A 19716-nucleotide genomic window follows, 5' to 3' on the forward strand; every position below is an offset into this window, starting at 1 on the left:
CGGAGAGACGATCAATGTCACGCGGGCACCGTAACGTGTCCGCACGGTCGGCCGCATCACCATTTGGGCACTTTCGGGGGTGCCGGTGCGCGCGGCGGGAGGCAGAAGGCTTAGTCTTGCATCGTGGCAGCCCGAGGCGAGGTCAGGTCGCCTCGGGCTGTCCGCTTCAGGAAGCCGGCAATGCGCGACCAGGCGTCCGCGCAGGCCTCGGCGAGTTCCGGGCGGCCCAGCTCGAAGAAGCTGTGCGGTGCTCCCGGATAGGTGACGAACTCGTGCGCCACCCCGGCGCCTTCCAGCGCCTCGCCGAACGCGCTCACCACCTCGGGGGAGATGCCCTCGTCCGCGCCGCCGAACAGTCCCAGGATCGGCCCGCGCAGCTCGCCCGCCATCTGGGTGGGGCCGGGGTTGCCGAACAGCACGTCCGGATAGCCGTACAGGCCGATGACTCCGGCGAGCCCGAAGGCCGGCTTCGCCGTCATGAACGCGAGCCTCCCGCCGAAGCAGAAGCCGAGAGAGACGATGTCCGCGCACCCTTCGGCCCGCAGGTGTGCGGCGCCGGTGGCGATGTCGGCGAACAGCCCGTCCTTGTGCGCCTTGCCCAGGTGCTCCATGAAGGGGAAGTCGTCGGGCCGCGGGCCGGTCCCGGCCGTACGGCCGAAATAGTCGACGGCGAGCGCGGTGTGCCCCTGCTCGGCGAGCCGTTCGGTGAGGCGCTCGTAGAATCCCGACAAGCCCCGGTTGTCCGGCAGGACGAGCACCGCGGGACCGGACGCCCGGCCGGGGCGGGACAGAAAGGCCGCGAAGTTCGCACCGTCGGCCGAGGTCAGCACGAGGCGCTCGGACGTGACGGTCGTGATCGGAGAGCCGTGAACGGGCGGCACGGCGTCGGGCTCGTAACACACGGGCGATAGGCCTTTCGGTGAGGTCGGCGGGTACGCCCGTGAGGCTATATTACGAATTTCACATCATATCAGCACGAAATAAATTATCGATATCCGAAAAACAACAGGCCCATCTCCTTTCGGGAGACGGGCCTGAATGCTCGGGCCGAATGCTCGGATCAGATCACCGGACCGGGCGTGTCCCGCGGCGGCACCGGGCCGGGGCCGGGGACGGGACCCGTGCCGGGAGCGGGCGGGATCGGGCCGGTGCCGGGCGGCGGCAGCGGCGTCTCGCGCGGATACTCGGGGTTCACGGTCTGGGGCGGCATCGGCTCGCCGATGTCGTAACCCGTGCCGGAGCCGCCGGTGCCCGTGCCGCCCTGCTGGTGCGCACCGGGAACCTCACCCCGCCAGCCGCCGGTCTCGCCGCCGCGCGACTCGATGAACGTCTTGAAACGCTCCAGGTCGCCCTTGACGCGCATGCGGACGATCTGCAAGGCGTCCGCCGCCTTCTCCAGGAAGCCCTCGGGGTCGTACTCCATCTGCAGCGTGACGCGGGTCGTGTTGTCGTCGATCCGGTGGAAGGTGACGACGCCGGCCTGCCGCGGCGTGTCCACCGAGCGCCAGGCGACCCTCTCGTCCGGGTGCTGCTCGGTGATCTCCGCCTCGAACTCGCGACGGACGCCCGCGATCTCGACGACCCAGTCGGTACGCGTGTCGCCGATCTGCTTGACCGACTCCACGCCCTCCATGAACTCCGGGAAGCTCTCGAACTGCGTCCACTGGTTGTACGCGGTGCGGATCGGGACATTCACGTCGACAGACTGCTCGATCGAGCTCATGCCTTCTCCTTCTCTCGTGGGTTTCTGCACTACGCCTGCCCTGAGAGATGGACGTAAACCCAGGTACGCGACGTCAGCGGGAGGCCGACCTGTGGCGTCCGCCGCGCCGCCCGGCCGGGCGGGCCAGCCGCGGCCGGGCCGCGCCGCCCCCGTCGGCCGCCCGCGCGCGCCGCGCCTTCTCGGCCGACCGGCGCCCCCGTCCGACGACGAGGTCGCGCACGCCCCGCGAGACGTGGTCGTGCCGGCGCCCGGTGGGCGCGGACGACGTCTCGTCCTCCAGCGTGCGGTCGGCCGCCGCGTACCACCCGGTCACCACCTGGACGGCGAGCGCGGCGAACAGCAGCCCGAACGGCAGCGCCCACCCGCCGCTCACCTGGTGAAGCAGGCCGAACGTGATCGGCCCGGCGCCCGCGATGAGATATCCGGCGCTCTGCCCGAAGGCCGACAGCGCGGCGGTGCCCGCCGCCGTGCGGGTCCGCATGGCCAGCATCGCGAGCGCGAGCGGGAAAGTGCCTCCGCCGACGGCCACGACGATCGACCACGCCCACAGCGCCTGCCCGGTGAGCAGGCCCGCGAAGCCGACCGTGTACAGGGCCGCGAAGGTGATCACCAGTGGACGCTGGCCGGACAGCCGGGACGCCAGGGCGGGCACCGCCATCGAGACGGGGATCCCGAGCCCGGTGAACACGGCGAGGACCAGCCCGGCCTGACCGGCGGTGTAGCCGTTGTCCCGGAGCAGCAGCGGCAGCCAGCCGAACATCACGTACGCGATGATCGACTGCGAGCCGAAGTATCCGGCCACGGCCCAGGCGAGCCTGCTGCGCAGGAGGCCGTCTGCACCGGCCCTCGCGGGTGTGTCGCGCCGCTCCGGCTCACCGCGCCTGAGCGCGAGCCACGGAATCGCGGCCACGGCGGCCAGAGCCGCCCACACCCCGAGTGCCACGTGCCAGTTGCCTCCCGCGGCCTGCTGCACGGGAACGGTCGCCGCGGCGGCGACCATCGTCCCGGCCGCGAGGGCCGTCGAGTAGACGGTGGTCATCGCACCCGCCCGCCGGGGGAAGTGCCTCTTGATCAGGGCGGGAATGACGACGTTGCCGACCGCGCCGCCCGCCAGCGCGACCGCGCTGGCCGCCATGAACGGCACGGCGGAGTCGACGAGGGAGCGCACGGCCTGCCCTGCCGCGAGCAGGACGATCGCGCCCAGCAGCAGTCGGTGCTCCCCCATCCTGCGGGACATGGCCGGTGTCAGCGCGCCGAACAGGGCGAAGCTCATCACCGGCAGCGTGGTGAGAAGCCCCGTCATCGCCGCCGACAGGCCCAGCCCCGCGCTCACCTGGTCGAGAACGGTGCCCACGCTGGTCACCGCGGTACGCAGGTTCAACGCGGCGAGGGCGATGCCCCCGGCGATCAGCCACGCCATCGATCCGCCGTGTGCCCTCCACGGTGCCCCGAGCACGGCCCTCCGCGTCACGACGGCACTCATCGCCGCAACATCTCCCCTCATCGGGTCATCCTACGATTGACACCATACCAAAGCCCTCATCTCTCTCATTTGTTCCAGCTTCGGAGAACTCGCTACGAACGTCGTACGCCGCGCAGCAGCCACAGGAGGCCGATCACGGGCAGCGCGAGCGGCACGAAGAGGTAGCCGCTGCCGTAACCCGACCACACGGTGGCCTGCGGAAACGCGGCGGGGTCCGCCAGGCTCAGCGTGCCGACGACCAGCACTCCGGCCAGCTCGACCAAGCAGGCGGCGACCGCGACGCGCCGTGCGCCGCGGGCCAGCGCCACCGTGAGCACGATGTAGACCACCCCGGCGAACGCCGACAGCACGTACGCCAGCGGCGCCTCGGCGAATCTCGTGGCGATCTGCACGGCGGCGCGTGAGGTCGCGGCCAGCGCGAAGATGCCGTACACGGCCACGAGCACGCGTCCCGGCCCGGAGCGTACGGCCTCGCCTCCCCGGTCCTGCCCGGAAGGAGCGCTCATGCCACCTCCTCGCCTTGCGGCTCGGAGTCGCATGAGCGAATCGCGCTGTGTCTATTGATTCGCTCGCTACGCTCGCTCATGCCACCTCCTCGCCTTGCGGCTCGGAGTCGCATGAGCGAATCGCGCTGTGTCTATTGATTCGCTCGCTACGCTCGCTCATGCGCCCGCGTTCCAGAGCTGCAGCAGCCGCCCGGTCATGACGGCCACGGTGAAGGCGGCCACGGCGATGACCCCGGAGCCCCAGCGCGTGCGCTCCGCCCGGCCCCACCAGATGGCGGCGGGCGGGATCACCACGGTGCCCGCGAGGTAGCCGATGAAGGTCGCCTTCTCCGCCACGTGGCCGAGACCGGCGAGCGCGAAGCCCGCCTGCGCGAGCACGGCGAGCTCAAGCAGTCCCAGCCCGGCCAGCAGCACCGGCCCCATCGGCCGGTCCCGTACGGCGGTGACGACGCCGACGAGCGCGAGCAGCAGGGCGGCGCCGATCAGCCAGCCCGAGTAGGCGCCGTTCATGCCGCGCACAGGGCGGGGATCGCAGACATGGCCAGTAGGGTATCGGCCCGCACGCCCGCCCTGCCGCACGGCCTGCCCGCGCCGCTAGCGCTGCCGGGTCTCGGCGAGGAGCAGGTCGACCGCGTCCTCCGGCTTCCCGTTGACCGCGTGCGCCCCCCGCTGACGCGAGGCCGAGCTGCCCCGGCGCAGCGCCGCGTCGGCGAGCTCCGAGACGATCTCCCAGTCGCCCAGCTTCTCCAGGGTCGGCCGCAGCTTCTCCAGCATCCAGGTGATGAGCCGCGGGGCCGGTTCCGGCCTGCTCGTCACCGGCGACAGCAGGTCGCCCTCCAGCCCGTCGCGGGCCGCCCGCCAGTTGGCCGCCCGCAGCAGCGCCAGGCGCTGCTCGCCGGCCGCCGACTCGCCCCGCTCCACGGCCTCCATCTCCCTCGTCATGAGGGCGCGGAAGAGACCGGCGAGCAGCACCACGTCGTCCGCGAGCGGGCAGGAGTCGCAGATGCGCATCTCCACCGTCGGCACGTGGGCGCTGAGCCGCAGGTCGAAATAGACCATGCCGCGGTCCTCGATGACGCCGGAGGCCACCAGGTCCTCGGCCGTCCTGTCATATTCGGCGGCGTCCGCGAACGGGCCGAGCGGGCCCGCGGTCGGCCAGCGCTGCCAGGTCAGCGCGCGGCTGCTGGCATATCCGCTGTCCTCGTCCATCCAGTAGGGCGAGCTGGCGCTGAGCGCGAGCAGCGGGGGGAGCCACGGCTCGACGCGCTGGGCGGCGAGCACCGCCACGTCCCTGTCGTCGATCTCCACGTGCACCTGCGCCCCGCAGATGAGCTGCTCCTGGGCGAGGAACCGGTAGGACTCCGACAGGTACTCGTAGCGCTCTCCGGGGGTGAACGTGTAGCCCTCGATGCCGGTGACCGGGGTGGTGCCGGAGGCGATCACGCCCACCCCCAGCGGCTCGCCTGCGGACACGAGCGCCTGGCGCAGCCGCACGATCTCGGCCCGCACGTCGCCCAGGTCCTCCATCGGGGTGCTGTTGGTCTCCACCACCGAGCGCTGCAGTTCGGCCGCGAACCCCTCGTCCGGCAGCCGCTCCAGCATCGACTCCGCGAGCGGCGTCAGCCGCCGGGTCTCGAGATCGACGACAAGGAACTCCTCTTCAACGCCGACAGGCCGTTTCTTCGTCATGACCGATCACTACCCCGGTGGTGCGGAATAGGCGTGACCTGGCCGATCACGCATGGATCGGCGCCGGGGCACGACCCCCGGTCGGGAGGCGCCCGGCATCGCCGCCGCATTCCCCCTGGACGCGGAACCTTTTCCGTGAATGATGGCTCTTATCGGGTGGGGGCCCGACATTTCCACTACGGGGAAGGATTCGACATGCCGGTCGACCTGTCCAACGGCAAACCGCTCGCCTGGGATTCGGCGAAACTCGACGCCGACACCAAGGCCATGCTCGACAACCTGCAGCCGAACATCCTGCAGGCGCACGTACGGGAGAGCATGTCCCTGCTCTTCGTGCACTTCGGCGACGGCCCGGACGGCAGGCGCTTCCTGCGCGCCCTCGTCCCGCTCATGAAATCGGCCAGGAAGCATCTGGAAGAGGTCCGCGACTTCAACCGCACGAAGAAATCCGGCACGCCGTACGTGGGCGTCGGCATCAGCAAAATCGGCTATCTGAAACTGGGCCATTCGACCACCCGGTTCACCGACAACGCGTTCAAGTCGGGGATGAAGCGGCGAAAGGACACGTTGAGCGACCCGGCGGTGAGCGCCTGGGAGAAGCACTACCAGGAGGAGATCCACGCGATCGTCCTGATCGGCGACGCCACGCCCGAGCCGGTCGCCGCCACCCGCGCACGCGTCCTCGCGCTGCTGCCGAAGACCGCGAAGATCGTCGGCGAGGAGAAGGGCGAGGGCCTGCGCGACGCGCAGGGCCGCGGCATCGAGCACTTCGGCTACGTGGACGGCCGCAGCCAGCCGCTGTTCCTCGCCGACCAGGCGGCCGCCGAGTCCGGCACCAACTGGAACCCCTTCTTCCCGCTGAGCCACGTGCTCGTCTCCGACCCCCTCGCTCCCCACCCGGCCCGGCACTTCGGCAGCTACCTCGTCCTGCGCAAGCTGGAGCAGAACGTCCGCGCGTTCCGCGAGGCCGAGGAGGCCCTCGCCGACGCGCTCGGTCTGAAGGGAGACGACCGGCCGCTCGCGGGCGCGATGCTGGTGGGCCGGTTCCGCAACGGCACGCCGCTGCGGCTGCACGGCAAGCCGAGCTCCGAGGGCCACCCCGTGCAGAACGACTTCAGCTACCGTGACGACCCCGGCGCCAAGTGCCCGGTCGGCGCGCACATCCGCAAGGCCAACCCCCGTGACTCGCGGGACGGCGGCCTGGAGCGCGCGCTCGGCGTCATGATGGCCCGGCGCGGCCAGACCTACGGCGGCCGCACCGACAGGCCGTGGGACGACGCGCCCGCGGCGACCCGGCCGACCGGCGGGGTGGGCCTGCTGTTCATGGCGTTCAACGCCAGCCTGCAGAGTCAGTTCGAGTTCACCCAGCAGACCTGGGCCGACAACCCCGACTTCCCGGCCGAGGGCACCGGCCACGACCCCGTGATCGGCCAGGGCAAGCGGGACGCCAAGGTGCGCTACCCGAAGGCGTGGGACAGCACGAAGCTCAGCGCCCCCCAGCGCCAGGTCCCCCAGACCGTGACCATGAAAGGCGGCGAGTACTTCTTCATGCCGTCGCTCGCCTATCTCAAGAGCCTCTGACCCCGCCCCGGGCGATGCAGACTCGAGGTCATGAGCGATCACGCTGTCGTCCTCGAGAAGGTGTCCAAGACATACGGCAGGGGCAGCACGGAATCGGTCGCCCTGCGCCTGGTCAGCGTCGCGTTCCGGAGCGGCGCTTTCACCGCGGTGATGGGCCCGTCCGGCTCGGGCAAGAGCACCCTGCTGCAGTGCGCCTCCGGTCTGGACCGCCCGCAGTCGGGCGCCGTACGCATCGCAGGGCAGGACATCACGAAGATGAGCGAACAGGAGCTGGCGGTGCTCCGGCGCGACCGAGTCGGGGTGATCTTCCAGGCGTTCAACCTCGTGCCGTCGCTGACCGCCTGGCAGAACGTCATCCTGCCCAGCAGGCTCGCCCGGCGACGGCCCGATCCGGCGCGTGTGCGCGAGTTGTTGCATCGGGTCGGGCTGGCGGGACGGGAGGGACATCGCCCGGCACAGTTGTCGGGGGGTCAGCAGCAGCGGGTGGCCGTCGCCCGGGCGTTGTTCGGCGGGCCGGAGATCCTGTTCGCCGACGAGCCGACCGGCGCGCTGGACCGCGGCACCGGGCATGAGGTGCTGAATCTGCTCCGGGAGGCGGTCGACGAGTTCGGCCGGACGGTCGTGATGGTCACCCACGACCCCGAGGCGGCGGCCCGGGCCGATTCGGTGCTCTTCCTCACCGACGGACGGATCGTGGACGTGCTGGACCGGCCGTCGCCGGAGCAGATCAGCCTGCGGTTGGGGGGCCGGCGATGACGCTGATGCTCGCCTGGAACAACGTGCGGACCGACCGGGCCGGATTCGCCGGATCGTTCACCGCGGTGCTATTGGCGGTGACGCTGGTGAGCGGCAGCGGCCTGCTGATCGCCGGCGCCGGCGGTCGCGACGAACTGGGCGGTGTCATGGGGCTGCTGGTCCTGTCCGCCCTGGTGTCGATCTTCGTGTCGGTGTTCGTGGTCGCGGGCACATTGAGCCTGCACGTGCTGCGGCGACGCAGAACGTGGGGCCTGCTCCGCTCGGCCGGGATGACGCCCCGGCAGCTGCGCCGGTTGATCACGGCGGAGGCGCTGGTGGTGGCCGTGCTGGCGAGCGGGGCCGGTTGCGCGCTGGCCGTGCCGTACGCCCGGGTGATCGGGTCGGCCGTGCGCGCGATCGGGCTGGCCACCGCGAGCGTTCCGGTCACGGTGACGCCGGGGCCGTTCGTCCTGGCGCTGGTGGCCGGGTTGCTGGTGACGCTGGTCGCCGCGAGGGCCGCCGCGCGCAAGGCCGCGCGTGTGGGCCCGTTGGAGGTGCTGCGTGACAGCGCGGTGCAGCAGCGAATCATGCCGTGGCCGAGAGCGGCGCTCGGGGTGACCGCGCTCGCCGGGGGCGGGGCGCTGCTGTGGCTGGTACCCCGGGTGAAGCCCGTGGCCGCCCTGCCGACCGGGCTGGCGGCGACGATGGCCCTGTGTGTCGGCGCGTCGGCGCTGGGTCCCCTAGCGCTGAAGGCGGCGGGCTGGGCCCTCGCGACACCTGTGGCCTGGCTCGACCCGGGCGCCGGGATGCTCGCCAGGTCGGCGCTGGTCACACAGCCGCGCCGGGCGATGTCGGCGGCCTCCCCGGTGATGCTGACCGTGGCGCTCGCCTGCACCTTCCTGTTCGCCGTGTCGACCTCCGACGCCGTGGCGGGTGTGACGCGCACGGGGCCGGACGCTTGGGGCGCTCCCCTCCTGGTGGGATCGGCGGTCCTGTTCACCGTGGTCGCGGTGCTGAACGCCACGGCCATGTCCATGGCGGAGCGGGCGGAGGAGATCAGGCTGCTGCGCTCGGTGGGAACCCGGCCGGGCCAGCTCACCCGGATGGTCTGCTGGGAGTCGCTGGTGGTGACGGGCGCGGGCGCCCTGCTCGGCACGTCGATCGCCGCCGCCTCGCTGGCGGCGCTGGGCGAAGCCGCCGTGGGCGAGCTGTGGTTCGCGTTCTCCGTGCCGCAGTATCTGGCTCTGGTCCTGGTCTGCGCCGTGAGCGGCCTGGTGGGAGGGCTGGCCTCGACGCGCCGTGCTCGTCGCGGCCCGCTCCTCGCCGGTTGACGCCTCGCCGGGACCGCAGGCCAGGTGAGAGACGAAAACGGAGAAACGCCGGCCCTGAAGGGTGGAGCTATGGGGATTCGAACCCCAGACCCCTTCCATGCCATGGAAGTGCGCTACCAGCTGCGCTATAGCCCCTTGCCACCGCTCCGGGTGTTCCCGGCGCGGCGCTCGGAGAGCATATAGGTATGCCCGTCCGTTTACCTAATCGTCACTCAGGTCACCCGAGTCTCAGGCGTCCGCGGTGGCGGCGGGGCTGTCGTCGCTGCTGACCGGCTCGGGCAGCGTGCCGGCGTTGTGCTCCAGCAGGCGCCACCCACGGCGGCCCTCCTCCAGCACCGACCACGAGCAGTTGCCGAGGCCGCCCAGCGCCGACCAGTGCTCCTGCGGCAGCCCGAGCAGCCGGCAGATGCCGAGCCGCAGCGCGGCGCCGTGCGAGGCGACGACCAGCAGGCCGTCCTCGTCCAGGCGGGCCGCCCAGCGCCCGATCGCGTCGGCGACCCGGTCGGCGACGTGCGCCACGTCCTCGCCGCCCGGGGCCTCCCACGCCTCGTACTCGACCGGCCAGCCCGCCCTGATCTCGTCGCGGGTCAGGCCCTCCCACTCGCCGCCGCCGCGCTCGCGCAGGTCCTTGTCCACCGCCACGTCGAGGCCGGTGAGCCGGCCGAGGGCCGAGGCGGTGTCGTACGCGCGCCGAAGGTCCGAGGCGACGACCATGGTCGGCCGCAGGGCCGCGAGCAGGGACGCCGCCCGGGCCGCCTGCGCGACGCCGGTCTCGTCCAACGCGATGTCGGTGTGCCCTTGGAAGCGCTTCTCGACGTTCCACAGCGTCTGCCCATGCCGCAGGCAGACGACGCGACGGCTCATCGCGCCGCCCCAATGATGGCGTTCGTCACCGGGCCGCTCCGTGCCCGCGCTGCTCGGCGACCCGCTTGACGCTCTCCGGCAGCTCGATGGACGGGCAGTCCTTCCACAGGCGCTCCAGCGCGTAGAAGTTGCGGTCCTCCTCGTGCTGCACGTGCACCACGATGTCGAGGTAGTCGAGCAGGACCCAGCGACCCTCCCGCTCGCCCTCACGGCGCACGGGCTTGGCGTCGGCCTCCACGCGCAGGCGCTCCTCGATCTCGTCGACGACCGCGCGAACCTGCCGGTCGTTGGACGCGGAGCAGAGAAGGAAGGCGTCGGTGATGACGAGCTGGTCGCTCACGTCGTAGGCGATGATGTCGTCGGCCAGCTTCTCGGCGGCGGCCTCGGCCGCCACCCGCACGAGCTGGATCGATCTCTCGGATGCTGTCACGATTCGGTTCTGTCCTCCGTTGACGGGCTCTTTCCAGGGTGCACAGTCCGCGTGTCCCGTACAACCGGCTTTCCCGGGGAGACCCTACCGGCACACCCTGTCGATACCGGTGTTATGCCCGGGATCAGGGGTTCAACGACCTTCCGGGCCCGTGGATTCCGTCAGAGGAAAGGCGGCGACGGTCGCGCCGACCCGGATCGTCCCCGGCGTACGCGGGGCCGCAGCGCCCTCGTGCAGGTCCACGATCGCGGCGAGGATCCTACCGCGGACGTCGTGCCACAGCTCAGGCTCGACCCACAGCTCGGCGTCGGCCGTGACCCCCTCCTCGCCCGCGCGGCGCCGCCCGGCCCGCTCGCGCAGCGACCGCGCCAGCGCCTCGGCGAGCAGCGGGAAGCCGTCCCGCTGCTCGGTCAGCGGCGTGCCTCCCGCCGCCCGGTAGCGGCGCTCCCGGCCGCCGCGCCGGACCCGTACGTCGGCCAGCTCGGCCAGCCCCGCGTCGTCCAGGCAGCGCAGGTGGTGGCTGGAGAGGGCGTGCGAGATGCCCAGCTCCCGGGACAGCTCGGCCGCCGACATGGGCGCGCCCCACATCAGCGAGAGCATGCGCAGCCGCACCGGATGCGCGAGCGCCCTGAGCCTGGGATCCCCCTCCGCCATGGCGGAAAGTAAACACCATCACAACCCCCAAGCATTGACTTGGGGGTTGGTTCGCGGCGATGATCGCCGGCATGAAAGCCGCCCTCGCCGATCGCAACGCCCGTCGTTACCTGAGCGCCGTCGTGGTCTCCGGGTTCGGCACCATGGCGATGTCCCTGGTCGCGGGCATCTGGGTGAAGTCGCTGACCGGCTCGGACAGCCTCGCCGCCCTCACGTCGTTCTGCTTCTGGGCGCCGACGGCGGCCGGGCCCGCGCTCGGCGCGGTGGTCGACGTCCTCGGCGCGCGGCCCGTCCTCGTCTGGACGAACGTCGTGATGGGCGCCGCGCTCTGCCTGCTCTTCCTGGTCCGCTCCCCCGCGCAGGTCTGGCTGCTGTTCGCAGTGCTCCTGCTGTACGGCGTGAGCTTCGTCGTGCTCGACGCGGCGGAGGCGGCCGTCCTGCCCGCGGCCGTGCCGGAGGCGCTGCTGGCCGAGGTCAACGGGATGCGCATGAGCGCGTCGGAGGGCACCCGCCTCGCCGCGCCGCTGCTGGGCGCCGGGCTGTTCGCCGTCGCGGGCGGCGACGCGGTGGTCGCGCTCGACGCGGCCACCTTCGCGGCCGGCGCGTGGCTGCTCGGCACGCTGCGCCTTCCGGCCGCCTCCGCACGGCGCGCCCGTGTGACGCGCGGCTGGGCGGCCCGGACGGCGGAGGGGGCGCGCTTCCTGTTCCGCGACCCGCTCCTGCGCCGCCTCATGCTGTCCGGAGCGGCCCTGATGCTGGTCTCCGGCGTCAACGGGGCGGTCGTCTTCGCCGTGGTCGACCACGGTCTGCACCGGGAGCCCGGCTTCACCGGCGTGCTGTCCGCGGTCCAGGGCGGCGGCACGGTCCTCGGCGGCCTGATCGCGGGGCCGTTGCTGCGCCGGGCCGGCGAGGCGCGGCTGTCCGCCGTGGGAGGGCTCCTCTTCGCCGCCTCGGTGGCGCTGCGCGCCGTCCCCTGGACGCCCGTCGTGACGGCGGCGAGCCTGCTGCCGGGACTGGGGCTGCCCTGGGTGCTCGTCGCCGCCTTCACCGCCGTGCAGCGGATCGCGCCCCGCGACCTGCTGGCCACCGTGTCCGCGACCGCCAACACCGTCTTGTTCGTCCCGACCGCCGTGGGGATGGCGGTCGGCGCCGGGCTCCTCGCGCTGACCTCCTACCGTCCGGTGCTGTACGCGGCGGCGTTCGCCGGCGCGCTCGCCGCGGCGTACGGCCTGCGGGATTCGCGACGGGCCGTCAGGACTCCGGATCGCGATACAAGTGCCGCTTGTTGATGTACTGCACGATGCCGTCGGGGACCAGATACCAGATGGGCTCCCCGGCGGCCACCCGGTCGCGGCACTCGGAGGAGGAGATGGCCAGCGCCGGGATCTCGACCAGGCTGACCTTGCCCGCAGGCAGGCCGGGGTCCTGGAGCGTGTGGCCGGGCCGGGTGCAGCCGACGAAGTGCGCGATGGTGAACAGCTCGTCGACGTCGCGCCAGCTCAGGATCTGCGCGAGCGCGTCGGCGCCGGTGATGAAGTACAGCTCCACGTCCGGCCCGTACGCCGCGCCGATGTCACGGAGCGTGTCGATCGTGTACGTGGGGCCGGGCCGGTCGATATCCACCCGGCTGACCGAGAAGCGCGGGTTCGACGCGGTGGCGATCACCGTCATGAGGTAGCGGTCCTCGGACGAGGACACGTTCTGCTCGGCCTTCTGCCAGGGCCGCCCCGTCGGGACGAACACCACCTCGTCCAGGTCGAAGTGGTGGGCCACCTCGCTGGCCGCCACCAGGTGGCCGTGGTGGATCGGGTCGAAGGTCCCGCCCATCACGCCCAGTCGCCGGATCGCCGTCCCGTTACGCATGGAACGGACGATAACGCCCCTATCGGACCACACCGGAAACCGGCCCTCCCGTGACGGCCCAGGCTCCCCACGGGGCCCGCGCGCGTCCGGCCCCTGAGACATAGCATGCGGAACATGACCACTCCCGATCGCAATCGCGTGCAGCTGCCGGGCATCAGCTCGCGAGCCTACGAACACCCCGCCGATCGTTCCGCGCTCGTCGCGATGCGATCGCTGTCCGGATTCGACGCGGTGCTCAAGCGCACGTCCGGCCTGTTCAGCGAGCGCCGGCTCCGCCTCATGTTCCTGGCCTCCGCGGTGCGCACGACCGACACCCAGTTCCGGGCCCTGCACGACATGGGCCGCGACAGCGCCTACATCCTCGACCTGCACCGGATTCCCGAGATCTACGTGCAGCAGGACCCGAAGGCGTACGCGATGGCGATCGGCTTCGACGAGCCGTTCATCATCGTCTCGACGGGGCTGCTCGACCTCATGGACGAGGAGGAGCTGCGCTTCGTCATCGGCCACGAGACCTCGCACATCCTCTCGGGCCACGCGGTCTACGGCACGATGCTCACGATCCTGACCCGCCTGGCCACCCGGGTGGCCTGGATCCCGCTCGGCTACATCGGCCTGCGGGTCATCGTCGCCGCGCTGGAGGAGTGGCAGCGCAAGGCGGAGATGTCCGCCGACCGCGGCGGCCTGCTCGCCGGGCAGGACCCCGACGCCGCGCTGCGGGCGCTCATGAAGCTCGCCGGCGGCTCCCGCCTGCACGAGATGAACATCGAGGCGTTCCTCGACCAGGCCAGGGAGTACGACACCGCGGGCGACGTGCGCGACGGCCTGCTCAAGGTCCTCAACATGCTCGGCACGACCCACCCGTTCGCGGTGACCCGCGTCGCCGAACTCGACCGCTGGCGTCGCAGCGGGGAGTACGACCGGATCATCGCCGGCACCTACCCGCGCCGCGAGGACGACGGCAACGCCAGCATCACCGAGGAGATCAAGGCGGCGGCCAACTCCTACCGCGAGTCGTGGGCGCAGTCGCAGGACCCGTTCATCGGCGTGCTGCGCGACGTCGCCGAGGGCGCGGTCAACGCCGGCGAGCGCATCTTCAACCGTTTCGCCCGCCGCGAGAACTGAGCCGCGCGATCGGGCACCGGGTAGGCCCGCCCGCACCAGCCGCACGTGCGCCGCGGCGGGCTTTCCACACCCGTCAGAAGAAGAAGGCCACGGCGCGGACGGCGGCGGCGCACAGCGCGACGAAGCCGCCAAGGACGGCGAGCGCCCGCAGGCCCTCCCTCCGCAGGCCGGGGATCGCCGCGCCCGCACGCTCGATCTCCCGGCCGATGATCGCGCCGCTGACGACGCCGAACGCGATGCCGGCGACCGTCACCGGAACCGGCTGGGACCACCACTCGGGCTCCAGGCGTCCCCCGGAGCCCACCCACAGCGCCGCGAACGCCGCCGCGACCGCGGGCAGCCCCGGCCACGCGACGGCCGACAGCAGCGAACCCGTCAGCGTGAGCGGGAACGCCAGCGCGCGCAGGCAGGCGCGGGCCCGGCCGGGTTTGCGGCTGCGCACGAGCCAGTGACTGGTCCACACGGCCCTGATCACCACCGCGAGGGCCGCCGTGATCGCGAAGGTCGCGAGCGGGTAGACCACCGACGCCACCACGCACGGAACGGCGAGCAGCGCGACCAGGACCAGGGCCGCGTTCCCGGTCGGGATGCCGAGCGCCCCTTCCGGCGCGCCCTCCGGCGCTGCGGCGAGGGCCGTGGCCGCCCTCGCTTTCCGGGGGCGGGCCGCGGAGCCGGAGCCGCCGCGCCGGGCGGCCCGCTCGGCCGCCGTCGCCGGCTCCCGCGCCGGGGTCTCGGCGCCCTTCCTGACCGGCTTGTCCTCCGTCTTGGCCGTCTTCCTCGCCACCGGCTTCGCGACCGGTTTCGCGACCGTCTTCGCCGCCGACTTCGCGTCGGAGGCGGCACGCGCCCGGGCCGCCTCCGCGGGCGTACGCGTGGTGGTCTCGGCGGCGGACGGCTCACCCGGCGCGCGGGAGGGCTCCCCCGCGGCCCGCGCGAGGCGGGACAGCCGGTCGGCCAGCAGCGCGGCGGTCGGGCGGCGGGAGGGGTCGCGATGCAGGGCGGCGCGGACGAGCGGCAGCAGGGCGGCCGGCACCCCCACCAGGTCGGCCTTGCCGTTCAGCACCGCGTACATCTGCGACTCGGCGGTGCCCCGGCCGAAGGTCGGCCGTCCGGTGGCGGCGAACGCCACCGTGGCGGCCCAGCCGTGCACGTCGGCGGGCTCACCCACGGTCTCGTCGGCGAACACCTCGGGGGCGCAGTAGCCGGGCGTGCCGAGGAACGTCCCGGTTATCGTGACCCGCGTCGCGTCGAGCACCTGGGCGATGCCGAAGTCGATCAGCACCGGCCCGTCCTCGCCCAGCAAGATGTTGGCCGGCTTGACGTCGCGATGCACGATCCCACCCGCGTGGATGATCGCCAGAGCCGCCGCGAGGCCCTGTGCCAGCGTGATGAGCCGAGACTCGGGCAGCGGCCCGCGGCGCCGTACGGCGTCGAGGAGGTTCTCCCCCTCGATGTACTCCATGACGAGGTACGGCCGGTCGCCCGACAGGTCGGCGTCGAGCACCTGGGCGACGTACGGGCTCTCGACCCGGCGCAGCGCCCGCACCTCGCGTTCGAGCCGTAATCGGGCGTCGGCATCGTTCTCGATGGGGTCGCGCAGCATCTTCACCGCGACGCGGTCGGCCCGGCGGCCGACGGCGAGGTACACCTCACCCATGCCACCCCGGCCCAGCCGCTCCAGCAGCGCGTAGGGGCCGACCCGCCCGAGACGTCCAGCCATAGGAGCGCCAACCATAGCGGCCCGGCCGTCCGAATAGGCGGAGGCGCGCCGGTCCGATCGCGGACAAGCCGATGCCGGCGCCATACGGGCGCCGCGGAAGAGACGCCCTGCGGGCCGGGGACGGGGACGCGTGCCCCGGCTCGTGTCCCCGTGCTCACCCGCGTCCGGCGGTCACCCCCGTACGTGGCCCTCGCCGGTGTAGATCCACTTGGTGGAGGTGAGCTCCGGCAGCCCCATCGGGCCCCGGGCGTGCAGCTTCTGGGTGGAGATGCCGATCTCCGCCCCGAAGCCGAACTCGCCGCCGTCGGTGAACCGGGTCGAGGCGTTCACGGCGACCGCCGCCGAGTCCACCGTCGCCACGAACCTGCGGGCCGCCTGCTGGGAGCGGGTCACGATGGCGTCGGTGTGGGCCGAGCCATACCTGCGGATGTGCGCGACCGCGTCGTCCAGCGAGTCGACGACGGCGGCGGCGATGTCGAGCGAGAGGTACTCCGTGGTGAAGTCCTCCTCGGTGGCCGCCACGACGTCGGCGCCGTAGGCCCGCACCCGCTCGTCCCCGTGGACGGTCACGCCCGCGTCCTTCAGCGCCGTCAGGGCCCTGGGCACGAACGCGTCGGCGATGGCGGCGTGCACGAGCACCGTCTCGGCCGCGTTGCACACCGAGGGCCGCTGCGCCTTGGCGTTCACAAGGATCTTCAGGGCGGTGTCGATGTCGGCGTCGGCGTCCACGTACACGTGGCAGTTGCCCACCCCCGTCTCGATCACCGGCACGGTCGACTCCTCGACCACGCTGTTGATCAGCGAGGCGCCGCCGCGCGGGATCAGCACGTCCACCAGCCCGCGGGCGCGCATCAGGTGCTTGACCGACTCGCGGGTCTGGCCCGGCACGAGCTGCACGGCGTCCGCCGGCACCTCGGTCGCCGCCAGCGCCTCCTGCATGACCCGCACTAGCGCGGTGTTGGAGGAGTACGCGCTGGACGACCCGCGCAGCAGCACGCCGTTGCCGCTCTTGAGGCAGAGCGCGGCCGCGTCCACGGTCACATTGGGCCGGCCCTCGTAGATGATGCCGATGACGCCGAGGGGCACCCGCACCTGACGCAGCTCCAGGCCGTTGGGCAGCGTGCTGCCGCGCACGACCTCACCGACCGGGTCGGGCAGGTCGGCCACCTGGCGGACGGCCTCCGCGATCTTGGCGATCCGGCCCGCGTCGAGCCGCAGCCGGTCGATCATCGCCTCGGAGGTGCCGCTCTCCCTGGCCCGGTCCACGTCCACGGCGTTGGCCGCGACGATCTCGTCCGTGGCCGCCTCCAGGGCGTCGGCCACGGCACGCAGCGCCGCGTCCTTCGGCGCGCGCGGCATCGGCGCGAGCAACGTGGCGGCGTCCCTCGCCGCCCGCGCGACCTTCAGAAATTCCTCTGCCTCAGACATTGCCTCGCGCTCCGTCACTTGTGGTGGTGAACAGGCTCCAATATCACGATGTCGTCCCGGTGGATCAGCTCGCGCTCGTACTCCGGGCCGAGTGTGCTGGCCAGCTCCCGGGTGGAGCGGCCGAGCAGGTCGGGGACCTCCCCCGCGTCATAGTTGACCAGACCGCGGGCGACGAGGGCGCCCGACGGCGCGCACAGGTCGACCGGATCACCCGCGGCGAAGTCGCCCTCGACCTTCAGGACGCCCGCGGGCAGCAGCGACTTGCGCCGATCGACCACGGCCTCGACCGCGCCCGCGTCCAGGTGCAGGCGGCCCCGGCCGGTCGTCGCGTGGGCGAGCCACAGCAGCCGAGTGCCGGGGTGCCGGCCGCCCGGGTGGAAGCAGGTGCCGATGTCGGCACCGGCGAGCGCCTGCGCCGCGTGCGCCGCCGCCGTGAGCACGACAGGGACGCCCGCCCCGGTGGCGATGCGGGCCGCCTCCACCTTGGTGATCATGCCGCCGGTGCCGACCCGGCCGGAGGTGCCCAGCTCGACGCCCTCCAGGTCCTCGGGCCCCCGGACCTCGGCGATCCGCTGGGCGCCGTCCTTGCGCGGGTCGCCGTCGTACAACGCGTCGACGTCCGACAGCAGCACCAGCCCGTCGGCGTGGGTGAGGTGGGCCACCAGCGCGGCGAGCCGGTCGTTGTCCCCGAACCGGATCTCGTCGGTGGCCACCGTGTCGTTCTCGTTCACGACGGGCACGATGCCGAGCTCCAGCAGCCGGGCCAGCGCCCGCTGGGCGTTGCGGTGGTGGATGCGGCGCATCATGTCGTCGGCCGTCAGCAGCACCTGCCCCACGCGCAGGCCGTACCTGGCGAAGGACGAGGTGTAGCGGGCGACCAGCACGCCCTGCCCGACCGAGGCGGCCGCCTGCTGGGTGGCCAGGTCCTTGGGCCGGGCGCGCAGTCCTAACGGCCCGAGCCCGGCGGCGATCGCGCCGGACGACACGAGCACGATCTGCGTGCCGGCCGTGCGCCGGGCCGCCAGCACGTCGACCAGCGCGTCCACCCGGTCGACGTCGATCGTGCCCCGGGGCGTCGTCAGCGACGACGACCCGACCTTGACCACCAGCCGCGCCGCCTCGCGGATCCGTTCCCTGCCTGTCACGCCGTCTCCCACTCCGGCCCGCCGGTCAGCCGAGCCTCGCGTCGCTGCCCCGCGGTCCCATGGTCGCCTCCGTGCCCTGCGATGGCTGCCAGTCGAAGACGTAGCCGCCCTCCATCGGACCGATGATCACTTCGGCGCCGGCCGTCGCGCCGGCCTTGATCAGCTGCTCCTCGACGCCGAGCCGTTCGAGCCGGTCGGCCAGGTAGCCGACGGCCTCGTCGTTGGAGAAGTCGGTCTGGCGGATCCACCGCTCGGGCTTCTCGCCGGTCACCTGGAAGCGGTTCTCGTCGATCCTGCGTACGGCGAACCCGGTCTCGCCGAGCTGCCTGGGCCGGATGACCAACCGGGTGGGCTCCTCCACCGGGGCCTGGGCCCGGGCCGCGGCCACCATCTCCGCCATCGCGTACGCCAGGGGCCGCAGGCCCTCGTGGCTGGCCGCGGAGATCTCGAAGACCCGCAGTCCGCGCTCCTCCAGCATGGGCGTGACGATGTCGGCCAGGTCCCGGCCGTCGGGGACGTCCACCTTGTTGAGCGCGACGAGCCGCGGCCGGTCCTGCAGCGAGCCGTACGCCGCGAGCTCGGCCTCGATCACCTCGAAGTCGGTGACCGGGTCGCGCCCCGGCTCGATCGTCGCGCAGTCGAGCACGTGCACGATCGTCGAGCAGCGCTCGACGTGCCGCAGGAACTCGTGGCCGAGGCCCCGGCCCTCGGATGCCCCCGGGATGAGCCCCGGCACGTCGGCGACCGTGAAGACCGTCTCGCCCGCCGTCACCACGCCGAGGTTGGGGATGAGGGTCGTGAACGGATAGTCGGCGATCTTGGGGCGGGCCGCGGAGAGCGATGCGATCAGGGACGACTTGCCCGCGTTGGGGAACCCGACAAGCGCCACGTCGGCGACGGTCTTGAGTTCGAGCACGATCTCGGCCTCGTCACCCGGCTCGCCCAGCAGCGCGAACCCCGGGGCCTTGCGCTTGGCGTTGGCCAGCGCGGCGTTGCCGAGGCCGCCGAAGCCGCCCTGCGCGGCGACGTAGCGGGTGCCGGCGCCGACCAGGTCGACCAGCACCTCCCCGGTCCCGGCGTCCTTCACGACCGTGCCGTTGGGCACCGGCAGGACGACGTCCTCGCCGTTGGCGCCGTCCCGGTTGGAGCCCATGCCCTGCTTGCCGTTGCCCCCGCGACGGTGCGGCCGGTGGTGGTACTCCAACAGGGTGGAGGTGTTGGGATCCACCTCCAGGATGACGTCGCCGCCGCGTCCGCCGTTGCCTCCGTCGGGCCCGCCGAGCGGCTTGAACTTCTCCCGGTGGATGGAGGCGCAGCCGTTGCCCCCGTCACCCGCCTTGATGTGCAGGACGACGTGGTCCACGAAGTCGGCCATCAGCCGCTCCCCCTTACTGCCGTATGAAAAAACGAATGAGGCGGACCGAATGCTCGATCCGCCT

Annotated in this window: 19 protein-coding genes and 1 tRNA gene; 5 read left to right on the top strand and 15 right to left on the bottom strand. The window is 72.4% G+C overall.

Annotated elements, in window-relative coordinates; all coding sequences use genetic code 11:
* Nucleotides 1-110: 110 nt before the first annotated feature.
* From ACIBK1_RS12275 to ACIBK1_RS12300, 6 genes are all read right to left on the bottom strand, one after another.
* Nucleotides 111-902: a dienelactone hydrolase family protein gene (locus ACIBK1_RS12275; protein WP_396734419.1), complete on the bottom strand. Its 792-nt coding sequence runs from the start codon at nt 900-902 to the stop codon at nt 111-113.
* Nucleotides 903-1060: 158 nt separating this feature from the next.
* Complete coding sequence (locus ACIBK1_RS12280; protein ID WP_076434363.1) at nt 1061-1723, bottom strand: SRPBCC family protein; 663 nt, start codon at nt 1721-1723, stop codon at nt 1061-1063.
* Between the two features lie 73 nt (nt 1724-1796).
* Nucleotides 1797-3227: a CynX/NimT family MFS transporter gene (locus ACIBK1_RS12285; RefSeq protein WP_396734422.1), complete on the bottom strand. Its 1431-nt coding sequence runs from the start codon at nt 3225-3227 to the stop codon at nt 1797-1799.
* 71 nt (nt 3228-3298) lie between these two features.
* A complete protein-coding gene (locus tag ACIBK1_RS12290) occupies nt 3299-3712 on the bottom strand; it encodes a hypothetical protein (RefSeq protein WP_030505831.1) in 414 nt (137 codons plus the stop codon).
* A gap of 156 nt (nt 3713-3868) precedes the next feature.
* Entirely contained in the window at nt 3869-4222 is a 354-nt protein-coding gene (locus tag ACIBK1_RS12295; RefSeq protein WP_030505832.1) for a hypothetical protein, read from the bottom strand.
* A gap of 84 nt (nt 4223-4306) precedes the next feature.
* Nucleotides 4307-5401 carry a carboxylate-amine ligase gene (locus ACIBK1_RS12300; protein ID WP_396734426.1) on the bottom strand — a complete coding sequence of 365 codons (1095 nt, stop codon included), beginning with the start codon at nt 5399-5401 and terminating at the stop codon, nt 4307-4309.
* A gap of 195 nt (nt 5402-5596) precedes the next feature.
* Here ACIBK1_RS12300 and ACIBK1_RS12305 point away from each other — a divergent pair, with 195 nt between their 5' ends.
* From ACIBK1_RS12305 to ACIBK1_RS12315, 3 genes are read left to right on the top strand one after another with little or no spacing between them, the layout of a single operon-like run.
* Nucleotides 5597-6982, top strand: a complete 1386-nt coding sequence (locus ACIBK1_RS12305; protein ID WP_396734429.1) for a Dyp-type peroxidase — start codon at nt 5597-5599, stop codon at nt 6980-6982.
* Between the two features lie 30 nt (nt 6983-7012).
* The gene (locus ACIBK1_RS12310; protein ID WP_396734432.1) at nt 7013-7738 is read left to right on the top strand and encodes an ABC transporter ATP-binding protein; all 726 of its coding nucleotides are present in this window, start codon (nt 7013-7015) and stop codon (nt 7736-7738) included.
* The gene (locus ACIBK1_RS12315; RefSeq protein WP_396734435.1) at nt 7735-9048 is read left to right on the top strand and encodes an FtsX-like permease family protein; all 1314 of its coding nucleotides are present in this window, start codon (nt 7735-7737) and stop codon (nt 9046-9048) included. The genes ACIBK1_RS12310 and ACIBK1_RS12315 overlap by 4 nt, the downstream gene beginning before the upstream one ends.
* Nucleotides 9049-9110: 62 nt before the next feature.
* Here the strand turns inward: ACIBK1_RS12315 and ACIBK1_RS12320 are convergent.
* The 4 genes from ACIBK1_RS12320 to ACIBK1_RS12335 all read right to left on the bottom strand — a co-directional run bounded on the left by ACIBK1_RS12320 (nt 9111) and on the right by ACIBK1_RS12335 (nt 10996).
* A tRNA-Ala gene (locus tag ACIBK1_RS12320) sits at nt 9111-9183 on the bottom strand.
* A gap of 93 nt (nt 9184-9276) precedes the next feature.
* Entirely contained in the window at nt 9277-9912 is a 636-nt protein-coding gene (locus tag ACIBK1_RS12325; protein WP_030505837.1) for a histidine phosphatase family protein, read from the bottom strand.
* 25 nt (nt 9913-9937) lie between these two features.
* Complete coding sequence (rsfS, locus tag ACIBK1_RS12330; RefSeq protein WP_030505838.1) at nt 9938-10342, bottom strand: ribosome silencing factor; 405 nt, start codon at nt 10340-10342, stop codon at nt 9938-9940.
* Between the two features lie 132 nt (nt 10343-10474).
* The gene (locus ACIBK1_RS12335; protein ID WP_396734439.1) at nt 10475-10996 is read right to left on the bottom strand and encodes a helix-turn-helix domain-containing protein; all 522 of its coding nucleotides are present in this window, start codon (nt 10994-10996) and stop codon (nt 10475-10477) included.
* A 71-nt stretch (nt 10997-11067) separates the two neighbouring features.
* Here ACIBK1_RS12335 and ACIBK1_RS12340 point away from each other — a divergent pair, with 71 nt between their 5' ends.
* Nucleotides 11068-12285 (top strand): MFS transporter, encoded by a 1218-nt coding sequence (locus ACIBK1_RS12340; RefSeq protein ID WP_051761273.1) that lies wholly within the window; start codon nt 11068-11070, stop codon nt 12283-12285.
* Here the strand turns inward: ACIBK1_RS12340 and nadD are convergent.
* A complete protein-coding gene (nadD, locus tag ACIBK1_RS12345) occupies nt 12248-12859 on the bottom strand; it encodes a nicotinate-nucleotide adenylyltransferase (RefSeq protein WP_051761217.1) in 612 nt (203 codons plus the stop codon). The genes ACIBK1_RS12340 and nadD overlap by 38 nt on opposite strands.
* Before the next feature lie 114 nt (nt 12860-12973).
* Between nadD and ACIBK1_RS12350 the strand changes: the two genes are divergently transcribed.
* A complete protein-coding gene (locus ACIBK1_RS12350) occupies nt 12974-13984 on the top strand; it encodes a M48 family metallopeptidase (RefSeq protein WP_036405025.1) in 1011 nt (336 codons plus the stop codon).
* A gap of 73 nt (nt 13985-14057) precedes the next feature.
* On the opposite strand, the gene ACIBK1_RS12355 is transcribed toward ACIBK1_RS12350, so the two are convergent.
* The 4 genes from ACIBK1_RS12355 to obgE form a co-directional block, all read right to left on the bottom strand.
* Nucleotides 14058-15704 (bottom strand): serine/threonine-protein kinase, encoded by a 1647-nt coding sequence (locus tag ACIBK1_RS12355; protein WP_030505843.1) that lies wholly within the window; start codon nt 15702-15704, stop codon nt 14058-14060.
* 171 nt (nt 15705-15875) lie between these two features.
* The gene (locus ACIBK1_RS12360) at nt 15876-17132 is read right to left on the bottom strand and encodes a glutamate-5-semialdehyde dehydrogenase (protein WP_030505844.1); all 1257 of its coding nucleotides are present in this window, start codon (nt 17130-17132) and stop codon (nt 15876-15878) included.
* A 14-nt stretch (nt 17133-17146) separates the two neighbouring features.
* On the bottom strand, nt 17147-18277 hold the full coding sequence (proB, locus tag ACIBK1_RS12365; protein WP_231513723.1) for a glutamate 5-kinase: 1131 nt from the start codon (nt 18275-18277) through the stop codon (nt 17147-17149).
* Between the two features lie 25 nt (nt 18278-18302).
* A complete protein-coding gene (gene obgE, locus ACIBK1_RS12370; RefSeq protein WP_030505846.1) occupies nt 18303-19652 on the bottom strand; it encodes a GTPase ObgE in 1350 nt (449 codons plus the stop codon).
* Nucleotides 19653-19716: the final 64 nt, after the last annotated feature.

It is taken from the genome of Microbispora rosea (assembly GCF_044460045.1).
Classification (GTDB): Bacteria; Actinomycetota; Actinomycetes; order Streptosporangiales; family Streptosporangiaceae; genus Microbispora; species Microbispora rosea.